This window comes from Iodobacter violaceini (genome assembly GCF_011601265.1).
Lineage (GTDB): Bacteria > Pseudomonadota > Gammaproteobacteria > Burkholderiales > Chitinibacteraceae > Iodobacter > Iodobacter violaceini.
Genome location: NZ_JAAOLX010000001.1, coordinates 523,865 through 540,577 on the forward strand (window position 1 = coordinate 523,865; position 16,713 = coordinate 540,577).

Genomic DNA, 16,713 nt, shown 5'->3' on the forward strand with positions numbered 1-16,713 from the left:
ACTATGAATATTTATAACCGCCGCCGCGCAATCAATTACCTAAGCTTAACCCTTTCCATTATTGCCATGGCCTTTGGCTTATTCTGGTTATTCTGGATTATGTTTACGCTATTTAAAAACGGTCTTCCCGGCTTAACCCTGTCGACCTTTACCCAGACAACTCCCGCACCAGGCAGTGCAGGTGGTTTATCCAATGCAATTTTGGGCAGTTTACAAATGTCGATTATTGGTGTGGCCATTGGAACACCGGTTGGCATTCTGGCCGGCACCTATTTAGCCGAATTTGGAAATAAAGGCTGGCTGGCCCCCACCACCCGGTTTATTAACGACATTCTGCTTTCTGCGCCATCCATTGTAATTGGTCTGTTTATTTTTGAAATGTATGTGGCTCATGCTCAGCATTTCTCTGGCTGGGCAGGCTCTTTGGCACTTGCCATTCTGGTAATTCCAGTGGTGCTCCGTACCACAGAAAACATGCTGCGTTTGGTACCAACCGCAATGCGTGAAGCCGCTTATGCGCTGGGTGCTCCGCAATGGAAAATGGTTATGTTTGTGACCTTGCGTGCCGCAAAAGCTGGTGTTGCAACAGGGATTTTACTTGCGATTGCCCGTATTTTGGGTGAAACAGCGCCACTGCTCTTTACTGCACTGAATAACCAGTTCTACTCCAATATGAACCAGCCGATGTCTAATTTACCGGTAGTCATCTTCCAGTTTGCGATGAGCCCGTATGATGAATGGCATCAATTAGCCTGGACAGGTGCTTTATTAATTGGCCTGTTTGTACTCGGTTTAAACATTATTGCGCGCGTCATGCTGCGCGAACCGAAACAAAACTAATAAATCAATACGGAACAGCTTAATCATGATTATTAAAAATCCCGCAAAACTTGCGATTAAAAATCTGAACTTTTATTACGGCAACTTCCACGCCTTAAAAAATGTAAATCTGGATATTCAGGAAGGTAAAGTTACGGCGTTTATTGGCCCTTCTGGTTGTGGTAAATCAACCTTGCTGCGCACATTTAATCGTATGTACGATCTTTATCCAAAGCTGCGTGCAGAGGGTGAAATCATCCTGAATGGCAAGAATATTTTAGAAAATGACGTTGATTTAAATATGCTGCGTGCCAAGGTTGGGATGGTATTTCAAAAGCCCACACCATTCCCAATGTCTATTTATGACAATATTGCTTTTGGCGTGAAATTATATGAAACACTGCCAAAATCAGAAATGGACGACCGGGTTGAATGGGCATTGCAAAAAGCAGCGCTCTGGAATGAAGCCAAAGATAAACTCAAGCAATCGGGCTTAAGCCTTTCTGGTGGTCAGCAACAACGTTTGTGTATTGCCCGTGCGATTGCAGTTAAGCCGGAAATTTTATTACTGGATGAGCCAACATCTGCGCTAGATCCAATCTCTACGGCACACGTTGAAGAGCTGGTTCATGAATTAAAACAGGACTACACCATCGCAATGGTGACGCATAATATGCAGCAGGCAGCACGTGTTTCAGACATTACTGCCTATATGTATTTAGGCGAGCTGATTGAAGTCGGTGAAACAGATACCATCTTTACAACTCCAAAAGTGAAAGCAACTGAAGATTATATTACGGGTAAATTTGGTTAATTAAATATCCCCGGCAAAAAAGGCAGGCATAAGCTTGCCTTTTTTTATGCCTGTCTATACATAGACAAGCCTGTATTCTATTAAATTTCCAGTATTTAATAACAAAAAAGCAGCCAAGGCTGCTTTTTTTTGTTAAATAAGATGTGCTTAGTTTTTTGGAACAATATTATTAAATACGTAACGCACACCTTTAACCTGCTCTGCAACATTACCGGCCCGCGCCATTTGCTCACCTTCATCAACGCTGCCTTCGATCGTTACATCGGCTTCTTTGCCTTTCACTTTCAAATTATATTTTTGCAGAACCAAATCATTATCCAGGCTGCCTTTTACTGCAGCAGCTAATGCATCACCACTCAAAGCCGGAATAGCAGGTGTATCTGCAGCATTCACTGTGCCCATAGCAAAAACTAAAGCACTGGATACCAAAATCAGGCGGGCTAATTTCATAAGATCATTCTCTCAGATTGTTGTGACAACAGATAACCCTGTTGCAGGCCATTAACTAATACGATTCTAAAAGGATTAAGTTACAGAATTGTTTAATTGCCATGACAAATCATTAAAAGAATTCCCTTACATTTAAAGGACATAAAAGTCCGCCCTTAATCCTGCGAACTAATCAGCCCTTTCTGTTTTATTCAGCAGTAGCTTCGCTGCTCACAACCTTTGCAATTCGCTCTGCCCAATCACGGGCAATAGCCGCATCGGTATGCTCTACCATCACCCGCACAACGGGCTCGGTACCTGAAGGACGCAGCAAAACACGCCCTTCTTCACCCATTGCTGCTTCTGCTTTTACAACTTCAGCCTTAATTAACTCTGAAGCATGGCAATCAAAACCTTTAGCAATACGGACATTTTTAAGCACTTGGGTTGAGAGCACCAGATCGTGGCAATACTGAGCCAGAGTCTTACCGCTTTCTTTTAAGGCTTGCAGTACTTGCAGTGCAGAGACAATGCCATCCCCAGTGGAATGCTTATCAAGGCAGAGTAAATGCCCGGAGCCTTCTCCGCCCACCAGCCAGTTATTCGCCAATAGTTTTTCCAGCACATAACGATCGCCCACCTTGGCACGCTCAAATCCGATGCCGCGTGCTTTCAGGCCATTTTCTACGCCTAAATTGGTCATGAGTGTGCCAACTACCCCTGTCCCTAAAGTCCCTTTATCCTGGCGGTAGCAAGCCAGCGCATAAAGAAGCTGGTCACCATCAACAATGGTGCCGTCCCGGTCAATCATAATCAGGCGGTCACCATCGCCATCGAGAGAGATACCAAAATCAGCACCTTCGGATAACACGGCCTTACGCGCGGTTTCCGGGTGAGTAGCCCCCACTTCTTCATTAATATTGTAGCCATTGGGCGTCACGCCAATCTTAATGACTTCAGCGCCCAGCTCATGAAATACATGGGGAGCGATATCGTAAGTTGCACCGTGGGCGCAATCGACCACCAGCTTTAAGCCACGCAGATCCAGCTCATTTGGAAAAGTGGATTTGCAAAACTCGATATAACGGCCTGCGGCATCATCCACACGCCAGGATTTACCAATTTTCTTAGGTGAAACACAGGGCTGCACTTCATCAATTGCCGCTTCAATGGCCAACTCCACATCATCCGCAAGTTTTTTGCCACCAGCGCCAAAAAATTTGATTCCATTGTCATGATAAGGATTGTGCGATGCAGAAATCACAACGCCAGCAGACAAACGCAAGGCGCGTGTTAAATAAGCGATGCCAGGGGTAGGCAGGGGCCCAGTGAGGTAAACATCCACCCCAGCGGCATTTAAACCCGCCTGCAAGGCGGCTTCCAGCATATAACCTGACACACGAGTGTCTTTTCCGATCAGAACAGCTGCATGATCACCATTGCCACGCTTACTTTCAGCAGCAAGTACTTTCCCTGCAGCGTAACCCAGCTTCATTGCAAAATCAGGGGTAATTGGGTACTCACCCACTAAACCACGTACGCCATCTGTTCCAAAATACTTGCGACCCATTCTTCACCCCAATCATCATTAATTTGCATTCTTACTCATTCTGAGAAGAAGAGTATTGCTCAACAACAAACTACCAACTGGCAATTATTGTAAGGCATGCAAAATTTTTAAAGCATCCACTGTTTCCCGAACATCATGGACACGAATAACTGCAGAGCCCGCTTGTGCTGCCATCAGTGCAGCTGCAATGCTGCCAGGCATTCTTTCAGCCACAGACTGCCCCGTAATTTGCCCCAACATGCTTTTACGTGAAACACCGATCAATAATGGTGTTGCCAAACGCTCTTTCATCTGCGGTAAAGATTTAAAGAGCGCGATATTATGCTCCAGCGTTTTACCAAAACCAAACCCCGGATCCAGCAGCAGCCGGTTATGCAATATTCCTGCTGCTAATGCAGCATCCCGTCTTGCCGCCAGATAAGACAGTACCTCTGCCACCACATTCTGATAGCAGGGTGTTGCCTGCATACTGCGCGGCTCTCCCTGCATATGCATCAGACAAATTGCCGCATTACTTTGCGCAAGCAGCTCCAAAGCACCTTCATCTTCCAGCGCGGCAATATCATTGACCAGATCCACCCCTGCATCTAAAGCAGCACGCATAACAGCGGATTTACGTGTATCAATGGACAAAGGGACATTCAAACTTTGCAGTGATTTAATTACCGGAATAACCCGGTTCATTTCCTCTTCTGCAGGGACAAAAGCAGCACCTGGCCGCGTCGATTCACCGCCGATATCCAGGATATCGGCGCCATCATCCAGTAATTTTTCTGCATGGGCTAAAGCCGCATCAATTTGTCTGTAATGCCCGCCATCAGAAAAAGAATCAGGTGTGACATTCAGAATACCCATAACCAGGGGCCGGTTCAGCTCCAAACTAAAACGCCCGCATTGCAACGCTTCCATCATATTCCTCGAAATCAGTCTTTTTAAATAGCCGCTTTCAGCAGTGCTGGCATAAAAAAGGCGGCCTGTAAGGCCGCCCATTTTATTTACAACCCAATTATGCTTCTGTTGCCGGAGTTGTAATCACAGGAGTTGCAGGTGCTTCACCACTTGGGCGATCACCCCCACTGGGAGCATTAGGCTTTACAGGCAAAGCTTTAGGTGGCTTTGGAGTACGCCCTTGCATGATGTCTTCAATCTGCTCTGCATCGATGGTTTCCCACTCCAGCAGGGCTGCAGTCATCGCTTCAACTTTATCGCGATTTTCTTCCAGCAGGCGACGGGCTAAGCCATATTGCTCATCAATAATGCGGCGAATTTCAGCATCAACCTGCTGCATAGTCGCTTCAGACATATTCTTGTGCGTCGTTACCGAGCGGCCCAGGAATACTTCACCTTCATTTTCCCCATAAACCATCGGGCCTAAAGCATCAGTCATGCCATAACGAGTCACCATATCGCGGGCTAAAGAAGTTGCACGCTCAAAGTCATTCGATGCGCCTGTGGTCATCTGATTCATGAACAATTCTTCGGCAATACGGCCACCAAACAGAATGGCAATGCGATCCATCAGATAGCCGCGATCATAAGCATAGCGATCCGCTTCTGGCAGTTGCATGGTTACACCCAGCGCACGGCCACGCGGAATGATGGTGACTTTATGCACAGGATCAGACTTAGGTAAAAGCTTAGCTACAACGGCATGGCCTGATTCGTGATAAGCAGTGTTTTGCTTTTCTTCTTCACTCATCACCATGGTGCGGCGCTCCGCCCCCATCATGATTTTATCTTTAGCCGACTCAAAGTCATCCATATCAACCAGGCGTTTTACACGGCGGGCTGCAAACAAAGCCGCTTCATTCACCAGGTTGGCAAGATCAGCACCAGAGAAACCAGGCGTACCACGTGCAATCACTTGCGCATCCACATCGTTAGAGATCGGCACTTTGCGCATATGCACACCAAGAATCTGCTCACGCCCACGGATATCCGGCAAGGACACCATCACCTGGCGATCGAAACGGCCCGGGCGCAGCAAAGCAGGATCAAGCACATCAGGGCGGTTGGTGGCTGCAATCACCATAATGCCGGAATTGCCTTCAAAACCATCCATTTCAACCAGCATCTGATTCAGCGTTTGCTCGCGCTCGTCATTACCACCGCCCATACCGGCACCGCGCTGACGACCCACAGCATCAATTTCATCGATAAAGATAATGCATGGTGCATTTTTCTTGGCATTTTCAAACATATCGCGAACACGGGCAGCACCCACACCCACAAACATTTCCACGAAATCTGAACCAGAAATACTAAAGAAAGGCACTTTTGCTTCACCAGCAATCGCTTTAGCAAGCAGTGTCTTACCCGTACCCGGAGGGCCTACCAGCAGGATACCGCGTGGCATACGGCCACCTAAGCTCTGATATTTGCTAGGGTCACGCAGGTAATCAACAATTTCTGATACATCAGCCTTGGCTTCATCGCAGCCCGCTACATCGGCAAAGGTAATCACATTGGTCGCTTCGTCTAAAAGACGCGCCTTTGATTTACCAAAACTGAAAGCACCACCTTTACCGCCACCTTGCATCTGGCGCATAAAAAAGACCCACACACCGATCAGGAGCAGCATTGGGAACCAGTTGATGAATAAATTCATCAGGAAGCTGGGTTCCTCTTCCGCTTTGGCCGCAAACTTCACGTTGTGCTTGATCAGCGTATCAACCATACGAAAATCAAATGGAGCCAGTGTAGAAAACGCCGTGCCGTCGTTGCGCTTGCCTTTAATAATCTGACCACGAATCGGGTTGCCCTCGATTTCTGCGCTCGCAATACGATCAGCCTCTACATCGGCCATAAATTGTGAATACGCCACTTGCCCGCTCGCATCTTGCTTGCGGGAAAACTGATTAAAGACTGTCATCAATACCAGACCAATGACAAGCCAGATGGCGATGTTCTTGCCGAGATTGTTCACGGCGCTACTCCTGATTATCCCCAAGGGGATGAAAGAAAAAATTCCACGCGTTTATGGCTGGAAGTCTGCATAAGCTTAGCACTGCCTGCTGCAGGTACTTAAATCCAACAAGCTGTTTCAGGCTTTTTTTTGCCTGCCGAGCAAATACGTTTCATTGCTGCGATCACGCGAAGCCTTAGGGTTACGGGTTACAACACTAGTAAATGTCTCACGCATGGCATTCATGTACTCGGTAAAACCATAACCCTGGAATACCTTGACCAGAAAATACCCGTTTGGTTTCAATTGTTCACGAACAAATTCCAAAGCCAGCTCACATAAATACATACTGCGAGCCTGATCCATCACCGCGTTCCCCGTTATATTGGGGGCCATATCGCAAATCACAAGGTCTACCTGACGGCCAGCAAGTAATTCTGTGTACTGAGCCAGCACTTCTTCATCTCTGAAATCCCCCTGAATGAAGTCCACTCCCCGGATCGGCGTCATATCCAGTAAGTCTAGCGCAAAAACGCGCCCTGATTCACCAACATGCTGACTGGCGACTTGCGACCAGCTTCCTGGTGCAGCTCCCAGATCGGCCACCCACAGGCCTTGTTTGAATAATTTATCTTTTTCATTAATCTCAAGCAGCTTATAAGCAGCGCGCGCGCGGTAGCCCTCTTTTTTCGCCTGATGAACATAATGATCGTTGACGTGTTCCTTCATCCACGCATTACTGGAATTGCTACGAGCCATGAGGTAAAATTGCCTGTTTAGTCAAGGATTTGAAACAATGGAACTCACATCGGATCAGCGTCGCCATCTGAAAAGCCTGGCTCATCATATCGATCCAGTCGTGATGATCGGGAATAATGGCCTAGCAGACGCGGTAATCCGCGAAATTGCTGTTAATTTAGATGCACATGAACTCATTAAGATCCGAGTTCTGGGTGATGATCGTGCCCTGCGTGAAGAATACATGCAAAAGATCTGCTCTGAGTTAGGCGCGTCCGCCGTTCAACACATTGGTAAGCTATTAATTGTTTACCGCGCATCGAACAGCGACAAGCCACGAATCGTACTACCCAAGGCAAAAAAAGCCAAATAAACGGGTTTTACATACGTTAGGGCGACTCAGGTCGCCCTAATCTTTTGTGTCTAGCGATCACTATCTGACCATATGTAAATTATACCAAACACACTTTGCAACAGATAAATCAGACTGGAAATAGTATGCCATTGCGCTAATCCACCGCCAAACACGCCTTCTGCTGCCGTGCTTACAGCAGGCTTTAAACTGGCAATTAAGGGAAAAATAGCAAACTGATTAATCAGGGTGCAAAACAGCATCCCCATCACCAGCCAGAACTTACTACTCTGAAATCCTCGCATACCCATCTGCCAGACACACCAAATGGCCAGGTACACACCTGCAACAATCCCCACCCAACCAATCGCATGAAACAGCTTTCCTGCCACCATGCCAGCAGTCGCTTTATCTAAGCCTGCAAACAAAGCAGGAGCTGCGATAACGCCTATGGTCCACATACCGCCGATCCACAGTACGGTGAGAAGGTTTTTTAAACCTGAACCTAAGCCCATTGCATTCCCAGATTTAATCATCAGTTGAAAACGTCATAACAAGCTGAAGTACCCGGCAAAATGACGAAAAACCATCACCCACGCTGGCAATAAGATTTTAAGCCATTTCCGGCATACGATCAGTGAAGGTACAGCTTGCGCCAGGGCTTTTAAATATATTTTACGTCGAGTACTTCATACTCACGAATCCCGCCCGGGGCAACGACCTCGGCAACATCACCGGCATACTTACCGATCAAAGCACGAGCGATAGGGCTGGATACGGAGATTTTAAATTCTTTAATTTCAGCCTCATCATCACCCACAATCTGGTAGGTCACTTTATTGCTGGTTTCAAGATCTTCAAGATCAACCGTTGCGCCAAATACCACGCGGCCTTCGGCGGTTTCTGCAAGGCTGGCAGGCTCGATCAGCTGGGCATTGGAAAGCTTGCTTTCCAATTCAGCGATTCGGCCCTCAACGAAGCCTTGTTTTTCTTTCGCTGCATCGTATTCAGCGTTTTCCGACAAATCACCGTGCGAGCGTGCCTCGGCAATCGCTGCAATCACAGAAGGGCGTTCTACGCTCTTCAGATTTTGCAGTTCGGCTTTCAGTTTTACCGCACCTTGTACGGTGAGCGGAATTTTTATCATTTCTTTACAGTCTCCATCCAAAAAGAAGAGCCGCCGTCACGAGTGGACGGCGGCTTTTACTTAAGTTCCAGCGGGTGATATCTGACTAAGGTAAAACATCATCCACGAACCTTAGGGCGTAAATTATCAGTGTTTGATCGTACGATGCAAGCCCTGCAGATCATAAACCCGCATTTCACCCAAATCACGCATACCAATACACGCCGCTTTTGCGCCTGCAATCGTTGTAAACACAGGTAAGCGGGCCTTCATGGCTTCATGGCGAATCGAGTAAGAATCCTGAATGGCCTGGCGACGTTCGTCGACAGTATTCACAATCATGGCGATTTCACCATTTTTAATCATGTCCACAATATGCGGACGCCCTTCAGTTACTTTATTCACACTCTGAACAACAACGCCTGCTTCACCGATGGCAGCAGCAGTACCCTTGGTCGCAAAAACTTTAAAGCCCAGGTCTGTCAGCACCCTGGCACACTCTAAAGCACCTGCCTTATCGCCATCTTTCACAGATACAAATACATTACCCAGTGTTGGTAATGCCACCCCTGCAGCGAGTTGCGATTTTACAAAAGCTTCCGCAAATGTATCACCTACACCCATCACTTCACCGGTCGATTTCATTTCCGGGCCAAGAATAGAATCTACGCCCGGGAATTTAATAAACGGGAATACCGCTTCTTTAACCGAGAAGTATGGAGGAATCACCTCACGCGTCACGCCTTGCGAGGCAAGGCTCTGCCCGGCCATACAACGTGCGGCAATTTTAGCTAATGGCAGGCTTGTTGCCTTAGATACATAAGGCACAGTGCGTGATGCACGCGGATTAACTTCAAGCACAAACACGATAGCAGCATCACCCTTGCCCTGAATCGCGAACTGTACATTCATCAGACCCACCACATTCAGGCCTTTTGCCATCAAAACAGTCTGGCGGCGTAACTCATCCTGAATTTCTTTCGGCAAACTAAACGGAGGCAAAGAGCAAGCTGAGTCGCCCGAGTGCACGCCAGCTTGTTCGATGTGCTCCATAATGCCGCCGATCAGGACATCGGTGCCATCACAAATCGCATCCACATCCACTTCAATAGCATCGTTCAGGAAGCGGTCGAGCAGCACCGGGCTGTCGTTCGATACCTTCACGGCCTCACGCATATAGCGCTCTAAATCAGACTGCTGGTGCACGATTTCCATCGCACGGCCGCCCAATACATAAGAGGGGCGAACCACCAGCGGATAACCAATTTCAGCAGCCAGCAACAGTGCATCGCGCTCATTACGTGCAGTGCGGTTTGGCGGCTGACGCAGACCTAAATCCTGCAATAATTTCTGGAAGCGCTCGCGATCTTCAGCGGCATCAATCATATCTGGTGTAGTACCAATAATGGCCACACCGTTTGCTTCCAGCGCACGGGCTAATTTAAGCGGCGTTTGGCCACCGTATTGCACGATCACGCCTTCCGGCTTTTCGATATTAACGATTTCCAACACGTCTTCAAGTGTCAGCGGCTCAAAATACAAGCGATCCGAAGTGTCGTAATCGGTGGATACGGTTTCCGGATTACAGTTCACCATAATGGTTTCAAAACCATCTTCACGCAGCGCCAGTGCGGCATGCACGCAGCAATAATCAAACTCAATCCCCTGGCCGATGCGGTTTGGCCCGCCGCCCAGAATCATGATTTTGCGCTTATCGGTAGGCGCAGCTTCGCACTCTTCTTCGTATGTGGAATACATATACGCAGTATCGGTAGAGAATTCAGCCGCACACGTATCCACACGCTTGTACACAGGACGAATCTTCAGGGCATGACGCGCTTTACGCACCGCGGCCTGATCGGTATCCAACAATGCAGCAAGACGACGATCCGAGAAGCCCTTGCGCTTTAAGCGGCGCATGGTGGCATAGTCAATTGACTCAAGCGCCGTGCCGCGAATTGCGTTTTCTTCCTGAACAAGATCTTCGATCTGACGCAGAAACCAGGGATCAATCTTAGTCAGATTGAATACCTCTGCCATACTCATGCCTACGCGGAATGCATCTGCCACATACCAGATACGCTCAGGGCCTGGCGTTGCAATTTCTGCTTCGATCACGCTGCGGTCAGTGGTCATTTCATCAAAACCAGACATGCCGGTTTCTAAGCCACGCAAAGCTTTTTGCATGGATTCCTGAACGCTGCGGCCAATCGCCATCACTTCACCAACCGACTTCATTTGTGTGGTCAGCTTGTCATTGGCCTGCGGGAATTTTTCAAAAGCAAAACGCGGAATTTTTGTTACAACGTAATCAATCGATGGCTCGAACGAAGCAGGTGTTTTGCCACCAGTGATTTCGTTTTGTAATTCATCCAGCGTAAAGCCTACAGCCAGCTTGGCAGCCACTTTGGCAATCGGGAAACCCGTTGCTTTAGAAGCCAGTGCTGAAGAGCGGCTTACGCGTGGATTCATTTCAATAACGATCATCTCGCCATTTTCTGGATTAGTAGCAAACTGGACGTTTGAACCACCCGTATCCACGCCAATCTCACGCAATACCGCCAGAGAGGCGTTACGCATGATTTGGTATTCTTTATCGGTCAGCGTTTGCGCAGGAGCCACGGTGATCGAATCACCAGTATGCACGCCCATCGGATCAAAGTTTTCGATCGAGCAGATGATAATGCAGTTGTCGGCGCGGTCACGCACCACTTCCATCTCGTACTCTTTCCAGCCCAATACCGATTGCTCGATCAGCAATTCATTGGTTGGCGAAGCTTCAAAACCACGATCACATATTTCCAGGAATTCTTCGCGGTTATAAGCAATACCGCCGCCCGATCCACCCATAGTAAAGGAAGGGCGAATCAGTGTTGGAAACCCAACCGAGGCCTGCACAGCCAGCGCTTGTTCCATATTATGAGCAATGCCCGATTTTGGCGTAGACAGGCCAATTTTGGTCATTGCATCTTTAAACTTACCGCGGTCTTCCGCTTTATCGATGGCATCCGGCTTAGCGCCAATCATTTCTACGCTGTACTTTTCCAGTACGCCATTGCGCCACAGATCCAGCGCGCAATTCAGAGCAGTCTGGCCACCCATGGTTGGCAGCAGCGCATCCGGGCGCTCTTTCTCAATAATTTTTTCAACCATCTGCCAGGTAATTGGCTCGATGTAAGTCACGTCCGCCATATTTGGGTCAGTCATGATGGTGGCAGGGTTGCTGTTCACCAAAATAACGCGGTAACCCTCTTCACGCAGCGCCTTACATGCCTGCGCTCCGGAATAGTCGAACTCACAAGCCTGGCCGATCACAATCGGGCCAGCACCAATGATTAAGATGCTTTTTAAATCTGTACGTTTTGGCATTGCTCTACCCTCAAACCACTATTCGCTAGGCTGTGCGGCCAGAAGCCACACAGTACGCCCCTTAAACCGCTGCTTTTTGCTCGCGCATCAAACCAATAAATTTATCGAACAGATAAGCTACATCGGTTGGCCCCGGGCTTGCTTCCGGGTGCCCCTGGAAAGAAAACGCAGGTTTGTCAGTCAAGGCAATCCCTTGCACTGTGCCATCAAACAGTGAGCGATGGGTCACCGTTACATTGGCTGGCAAGCTGGTTTCATCTACCTGAAAACCGTGATTCTGGCTGGTGATCATCACATGCTTGCTGACTAAATCCTGCACAGGATGATTTGCACCGTGGTGGCCAAACTTCATCTTGCTGGTTTTGGCGCCAGAGGCAAGGCCCAGCAGCTGATGGCCAAGGCAAATACCAAACACGGGTAAATGAGTCGCCAGAATTTCTTTAATCGCGCTGATCGCGTAATCGCAAGGCTCAGGATCTCCCGGGCCATTCGATAAAAACACGCCATCGGGCTTCAGGGCCAATACTTCGCTGGCAGGCGTTTGCGCAGGCACAACGGTTAATTTACAGCCGCGTTCAGCCAGCATGCGCAAAATGTTGTACTTCACGCCAAAATCGTAGGCAACAACGTGGAATTCTGGATTTGTTTGCGCGGTGTAACCCGTGCCCAGCTTCCATTCACCAGTTGTCCATGCAAAAGATTCTTTACAGCTCACCACTTTAGCCAGATCTTGCCCTGCCATTGAGCCAAAAGACCTGGCTTTTTCAACAGCAGCCGCCGCATCGATATTGTCACCAGTAACAATACAACCTGGCTGTGCACCTTTGCTGCGCAAAATACGCGTGAGCTTACGCGTATCAATATCTGCAATCGCCACAACATTATTCTTAACGAGGTAATCGCCAAGACTCATATCAGAGCGAAAATTAGAATGTAAGAGTGGCAAATCACGAATGATCAGGCCTGCGGCAAACACGGAATGTGACTCAACATCTTCCGGGCTTACGCCGTAGTTACCGATATGTGGGTAGGTCAGAGTGACCATTTGCTTGGTATACGATGGATCGGTCAGGATTTCCTGATAACCGGTCATCGCCGTATTGAACACGACCTCACCAATGGTTGAGCCATCGCATCCGATGGAAATACCATGAAAGAGGGTGCCGTCGGCAAGCGCAAGAAGGGCTGGTTTTGACACAGGCGGCTCCTGGGCATTGCGCCCACAAGATTGAGTTCGGATATTTCTGAGGATGGCAAAACGGGATAGCCCCAGCTATCCCGCTCGCACAAAATTGAGCCACATTGTACCGTAAAAGCCCTTATCTATCAATGTGAAGCCAAATTCATTATGAATAGATTACAGTCTTACAGCAGCTTTTCAATCTCAGCACTGAGTTCTTCGGGTTTTGTCATCGGAGCAAAGCGATCTGCCACCTTACCTTGCTTATCCAGTAAAAATTTACTGAAATTCCACTTGATTGCCTCAATCCCCAACAAACCAGGCTTTTCACTTTTTAGCCACGTAAAGAGCGGAGCCGCGTTTTCTCCATTCACATCCACCTTGGCAAAGAGAGGGAAGCTCACATTGAATTTAGTAGTACAAAAATCCAGAATCTCCGCCTCACTGCCCGGCTCCTGCGCACCAAACTGATTACACGGAAAACCCAGCACCACAAAACCACGGTCTTTATATTGCTCATAAAGCGCTTGCAAGCCTTCATACTGCGGCGTAAAGCCACATTGGCTCGCCACATTCACCACCAAAACTACCGAACCGGCATACTGAGCCAAATCAACCGTTTCCCCAGCTATGCCTTGCACGCTAAAATCACCAATATTGCTCATTATTTATCCTTAGTTGAGAACACATGCTATTTAATCCATCCCGCGATGAAGCCCGCCGCTTTTTTATTCAAGCATGGCAGAAACATCAGGCGAATGCGCCGCTGGCAGATATCGAAAAAATCATCGCGGGCATTTTGCTGCATCACCCCGAATACCAGCCGATTCTGTCTGAAGAATACTTAGATAAAGACTGGCCCCCTGAATATGGCGAAACCAATCCTTTTTTACATATCAGTATGCACCTTGCCATTGAAGAGCAAATATCAATCGATCAGCCCGCTGGCGTTAAAGCTTTATATCAGCAGCTTTGCGAAAGATTATCGCTGGAACATACCGCCCTGCATGCCATGATGGATGGTTTGGGTGAAATGATGTGGCAAGCCCAAAGAAACAACACCCCGCCCGATCCTGAAGTGTATTTAGAAATACTGCGTTTTAAGGTGGGGCAGTTGAAATAAGGGCTCCGGTATAAAATTCCCGCCAGAAATACCTCCCCGCTGCATTACACATACCGATGGTAAGCCACGCCTGGAGTGAAAAACCTTTGCATCAGCGCTTTATCTGCCTGCTTATTTAAGCGGCAGCTGCAATTGCTTCAGCTCTTTTAAACGCGCCTCAATCGCCGATAAAAGATAAAAATCGCCAGCACCGGCATTTTGCGCCTGCTGCAGCTGCTCAATCGCTGCGGTGTATTCACCAAGACGGGTGTAGTACTCGGCCTGGGCCTGATGCTGGCGTACCGCATCGCCCCGTGCATTTTGAATTTTGGAAATACGCTGCCAGAGATATGCGTCTGAAGGATAAAGCTCACTGGCGTACTGGGCACTGGCCAAGGCATCGCCCAATTGCTGGTTAGCAATCAGCGCGTCGATTTCGCCATAAACAAGGGCCCGGCTGGCGGGAAAGCGTTTACTGGCTTCTTTAAATATTTGCAAAGCATCATCAGGGCGCTTTTGTGCAAGGCGGATGCTGCCAGCCAGATATTCCAGTGAAGAGTGCGTTTTACCCAGAGCTTGTTTTGCTTTTTGCAAAGAAGCCCATGCACCATCGGCATCAAAAGCCGCTAATTGCGCCAAAGCCAGACCATAAAGGTGCGATGGCAGATGAGCGTATTTTTTTTCTGCCAGGGTTTTTCGATAGTAATTCAGCGCGTCTTGCTCATCCATCTGCAAGAATCGCGCTTTTTCGCGCACAAATAAGAAATCCAAGGAATCTTTAAACTGCTGGTAAGGCTTATCTTTTAAACGGGCTTGCGCGTCGCTGATCCGCTTATACGTCACGGGGTGGGTGCGTAAAAACTCAGGAGCATTCCCCTCCCCCAGTCGTGAGTTTTTTTGCATACGATCAAAAAATACCGGCATGGCAGCCTGATCAAACCCCGCCTTTTGTAAGGTCTGCATGCCAAGCCGGTCTGCTTCCTGCTCAAACATATAAGTGTAATCAAGCTGACGCTGAATCATATAGGCCTGGCTGCCCATCAGGCCCGCCATCGCCACATCGCCCTTGCCCGCACTGGCAGCCACAATCGCTAAGCCTAAAGCCGCCAGCGTCACCCAGGGGGCCATTTTTTGCCCTTCTAAAAGGCGGGCAAAGTGATGCTGAGTGACGTGGGCAATTTCATGCGACAACACAGATGCAAGCTCTGATTCATGCTGGGACAGCACAATCAGGCCGGTATGCACGCCCACCAGGCCGCCAGGAATAGCAAAGGCGTTAACGCTGCGATCGAGCATGGGAAAGAAAACAAAATTGGTTTCGGTTTCGCCACTGGCATCCAGTAAGCGCCCGCCAAGCTGGCGCAAATAAGCAACCAGCTCCGGGTCTTCACTCATGGCACCGCTGCGCCGCAGCTCGCGCATGGCCGACTCGCCAATCTGCCGCTCCTGCAATGGGCTTAATCCTTCTTGCGAGGATTCACCCAAATTGGGCAACTGTACATCGGCCTGCAGGGGTGCAGAAACCAGGCTTGCCGCCAGAATCAATGCCAATAAACGTCGGGACAAATTAAGCTCCTGTCAGCCAGCTTGCTGCGCCCGCCAGCACCAGATAGCGTGCGGTTTTACCTAATAACATCCACAGCGCAACCTGTCGCCATGGCCAGCGCAACCAGCCAGCCACACCACATAAAACATCACCCGCCACCGGCAGCCAGGTCAGCAGTAAACTCACCGGGCCGATTCGCTCAGCCCAGGCCACAGCCTTCCCTTTGGGCGCGGCAGGCAGACGGCGGCCCATCCATACCGTAAGTAATCCGCCCAGCGTATTACCGGCCGTCACCACCAGCAAGGCAGGAATTAATCCCTGGGAATTAAAGTGCAGATAGGCCAGAAGGGCTGCTTCAGAATTACCCGGCAGCAAGGTGGCCGATAAAAAAGCCGAGGCAAACAAGCCCGACAGCCACGCTGGCTCAATCATCAAAAGCTAAAATCTTCCTGGGCATGGGCGCTGATTGCTTTACTTAAATCAGCAAAAAACTCACCAGCCTCACGGGTGCTTTGCCACACACCATCCAGCAAACGATAGTGATAGCCCCCTGAGCGCGCGGCAATCCACAGCTCCTGGTTGGCGGCATGGCGGTTTACAATAATTTTGCTGCGGTCTTCAAACTCAATTTCTAATACATTGCCAGAGAGCAGGGTATCTGTATCCAGCCCGCTCTCATCCAGTGCCGCTTCGATTTTTGCGAATACGCTATCGCTGAGGTCAAGAAACTCGGACTCGGTCATTCAATCTATTCCCTGCATGT

Annotated in this window: 17 protein-coding genes; 4 read left to right on the plus strand and 13 right to left on the minus strand. The window is 48.8% G+C overall.

Going from position 1 to position 16,713, the window contains the following annotated elements:
- The first annotated feature begins 3 nt into the window (after positions 1 to 3).
- Positions 4 to 840, plus strand: a complete 837-nt coding sequence (gene pstA, locus HA050_RS02300; RefSeq protein WP_166821507.1) for a phosphate ABC transporter permease PstA — start codon at positions 4 to 6, stop codon at positions 838 to 840.
- Between the two features lie 25 nt (positions 841 to 865).
- A complete protein-coding gene (gene pstB, locus HA050_RS02305) occupies positions 866 to 1,633 on the plus strand; it encodes a phosphate ABC transporter ATP-binding protein PstB (RefSeq protein ID WP_205836257.1) in 768 nt (255 codons plus the stop codon).
- Between the two features lie 147 nt (positions 1,634 to 1,780).
- Here the strand turns inward: pstB and HA050_RS02310 are convergent, their stop codons facing one another.
- The 5 genes from HA050_RS02310 to rlmE all read right to left on the minus strand — a co-directional run bounded on the left by HA050_RS02310 (position 1,781) and on the right by rlmE (position 7,296).
- Complete coding sequence (locus HA050_RS02310; protein WP_240928949.1) at positions 1,781 to 2,083, minus strand: BON domain-containing protein; 303 nt, start codon at positions 2,081 to 2,083, stop codon at positions 1,781 to 1,783.
- Positions 2,084 to 2,270: 187 nt separating this feature from the next.
- Entirely contained in the window at positions 2,271 to 3,632 is a 1,362-nt protein-coding gene (gene glmM / locus HA050_RS02315; protein ID WP_166821510.1) for a phosphoglucosamine mutase, read from the minus strand.
- 84 nt (positions 3,633 to 3,716) lie between these two features.
- The gene (gene folP, locus HA050_RS02320; protein WP_166822099.1) at positions 3,717 to 4,541 is read right to left on the minus strand and encodes a dihydropteroate synthase; all 825 of its coding nucleotides are present in this window, start codon (positions 4,539 to 4,541) and stop codon (positions 3,717 to 3,719) included.
- Positions 4,542 to 4,638: 97 nt separating this feature from the next.
- On the minus strand, positions 4,639 to 6,558 hold the full coding sequence (gene ftsH / locus HA050_RS02325; protein ID WP_166821513.1) for an ATP-dependent zinc metalloprotease FtsH: 1,920 nt from the start codon (positions 6,556 to 6,558) through the stop codon (positions 4,639 to 4,641).
- 117 nt (positions 6,559 to 6,675) lie between these two features.
- Positions 6,676 to 7,296 (minus strand): 23S rRNA (uridine(2552)-2'-O)-methyltransferase RlmE, encoded by a 621-nt coding sequence (gene rlmE / locus HA050_RS02330; protein ID WP_099398516.1) that lies wholly within the window; start codon positions 7,294 to 7,296, stop codon positions 6,676 to 6,678.
- 37 nt (positions 7,297 to 7,333) lie between these two features.
- On the opposite strand from rlmE, the gene yhbY reads away from it, so the two are divergent.
- Positions 7,334 to 7,648, plus strand: a complete 315-nt coding sequence (gene yhbY / locus HA050_RS02335; protein ID WP_099398517.1) for a ribosome assembly RNA-binding protein YhbY — start codon at positions 7,334 to 7,336, stop codon at positions 7,646 to 7,648.
- Positions 7,649 to 7,698: 50 nt separating this feature from the next.
- Here yhbY and HA050_RS02340 read toward each other — a convergent pair whose 3' ends face one another.
- From HA050_RS02340 to HA050_RS02360, 5 genes are all read right to left on the minus strand, one after another.
- On the minus strand, positions 7,699 to 8,142 hold the full coding sequence (locus tag HA050_RS02340; protein ID WP_166821516.1) for a DUF4149 domain-containing protein: 444 nt from the start codon (positions 8,140 to 8,142) through the stop codon (positions 7,699 to 7,701).
- Positions 8,143 to 8,291: 149 nt separating this feature from the next.
- Complete coding sequence (greA, locus tag HA050_RS02345; protein WP_099398519.1) at positions 8,292 to 8,774, minus strand: transcription elongation factor GreA; 483 nt, start codon at positions 8,772 to 8,774, stop codon at positions 8,292 to 8,294.
- 126 nt (positions 8,775 to 8,900) lie between these two features.
- On the minus strand, positions 8,901 to 12,122 hold the full coding sequence (carB, locus tag HA050_RS02350; RefSeq protein WP_166821519.1) for a carbamoyl-phosphate synthase large subunit: 3,222 nt from the start codon (positions 12,120 to 12,122) through the stop codon (positions 8,901 to 8,903).
- Between the two features lie 61 nt (positions 12,123 to 12,183).
- The gene (gene carA, locus HA050_RS02355) at positions 12,184 to 13,320 is read right to left on the minus strand and encodes a glutamine-hydrolyzing carbamoyl-phosphate synthase small subunit (RefSeq protein ID WP_166821522.1); all 1,137 of its coding nucleotides are present in this window, start codon (positions 13,318 to 13,320) and stop codon (positions 12,184 to 12,186) included.
- A gap of 167 nt (positions 13,321 to 13,487) precedes the next feature.
- Entirely contained in the window at positions 13,488 to 13,967 is a 480-nt protein-coding gene (locus tag HA050_RS02360) for a glutathione peroxidase (RefSeq protein ID WP_166821525.1), read from the minus strand.
- Between the two features lie 23 nt (positions 13,968 to 13,990).
- Between HA050_RS02360 and HA050_RS02365 the strand changes: the two genes are divergently transcribed.
- Positions 13,991 to 14,425, plus strand: coding sequence for a DUF1841 family protein (locus HA050_RS02365; RefSeq protein WP_099398523.1), 435 nt, complete (start codon positions 13,991 to 13,993; stop codon positions 14,423 to 14,425).
- A 111-nt stretch (positions 14,426 to 14,536) separates the two neighbouring features.
- Here HA050_RS02365 and HA050_RS02370 read toward each other — a convergent pair whose 3' ends face one another.
- From HA050_RS02370 to cyaY, 3 genes are read right to left on the minus strand one after another with little or no spacing between them, the layout of a single operon-like run.
- Complete coding sequence (locus HA050_RS02370) at positions 14,537 to 15,970, minus strand: M48 family metalloprotease (RefSeq protein ID WP_166821527.1); 1,434 nt, start codon at positions 15,968 to 15,970, stop codon at positions 14,537 to 14,539.
- Position 15,971: 1 nt separating this feature from the next.
- A complete protein-coding gene (locus tag HA050_RS02375; RefSeq protein ID WP_166821530.1) occupies positions 15,972 to 16,382 on the minus strand; it encodes a YqaA family protein in 411 nt (136 codons plus the stop codon).
- Complete coding sequence (gene cyaY / locus HA050_RS02380; protein WP_099398526.1) at positions 16,382 to 16,693, minus strand: iron donor protein CyaY; 312 nt, start codon at positions 16,691 to 16,693, stop codon at positions 16,382 to 16,384. Before cyaY ends, HA050_RS02375 begins: the two co-directional genes overlap by 1 nt.
- Positions 16,694 to 16,713: the final 20 nt, after the last annotated feature.

What these genes read in the sequence shown, in the direction of transcription:
- pstA (WP_166821507.1), top strand. Translation starts at nt 4, where the DNA reads ATGAATATTTATAACCGCCGCCGCGCAATCAATTACCTAAGCTTAACC.
- pstB (WP_205836257.1), top strand. Translation starts at nt 866, where the DNA reads ATGATTATTAAAAATCCCGCAAAACTTGCGATTAAAAATCTGAACTTT.
- HA050_RS02310 (WP_240928949.1), bottom strand. Translation starts at nt 2,083, where the DNA reads ATGAAATTAGCCCGCCTGATTTTGGTATCCAGTGCTTTAGTTTTTGCT.
- glmM (WP_166821510.1), bottom strand. Translation starts at nt 3,632, where the DNA reads ATGGGTCGCAAGTATTTTGGAACAGATGGCGTACGTGGTTTAGTGGGT.
- folP (WP_166822099.1), bottom strand. Translation starts at nt 4,541, where the DNA reads ATGGAAGCGTTGCAATGCGGGCGTTTTAGTTTGGAGCTGAACCGGCCC.
- rlmE (WP_099398516.1), bottom strand. Translation starts at nt 7,296, where the DNA reads ATGGCTCGTAGCAATTCCAGTAATGCGTGGATGAAGGAACACGTCAAC.
- yhbY (WP_099398517.1), top strand. Translation starts at nt 7,334, where the DNA reads ATGGAACTCACATCGGATCAGCGTCGCCATCTGAAAAGCCTGGCTCAT.
- HA050_RS02340 (WP_166821516.1), bottom strand. Translation starts at nt 8,142, where the DNA reads ATGGGCTTAGGTTCAGGTTTAAAAAACCTTCTCACCGTACTGTGGATC.
- greA (WP_099398519.1), bottom strand. Translation starts at nt 8,774, where the DNA reads ATGATAAAAATTCCGCTCACCGTACAAGGTGCGGTAAAACTGAAAGCC.
- carB (WP_166821519.1), bottom strand. Translation starts at nt 12,122, where the DNA reads ATGCCAAAACGTACAGATTTAAAAAGCATCTTAATCATTGGTGCTGGC.
- HA050_RS02360 (WP_166821525.1), bottom strand. Translation starts at nt 13,967, where the DNA reads ATGAGCAATATTGGTGATTTTAGCGTGCAAGGCATAGCTGGGGAAACG.
- HA050_RS02365 (WP_099398523.1), top strand. Translation starts at nt 13,991, where the DNA reads ATGCTATTTAATCCATCCCGCGATGAAGCCCGCCGCTTTTTTATTCAA.
- HA050_RS02375 (WP_166821530.1), bottom strand. Translation starts at nt 16,382, where the DNA reads ATGATTGAGCCAGCGTGGCTGTCGGGCTTGTTTGCCTCGGCTTTTTTA.
- cyaY (WP_099398526.1), bottom strand. Translation starts at nt 16,693, where the DNA reads ATGACCGAGTCCGAGTTTCTTGACCTCAGCGATAGCGTATTCGCAAAA.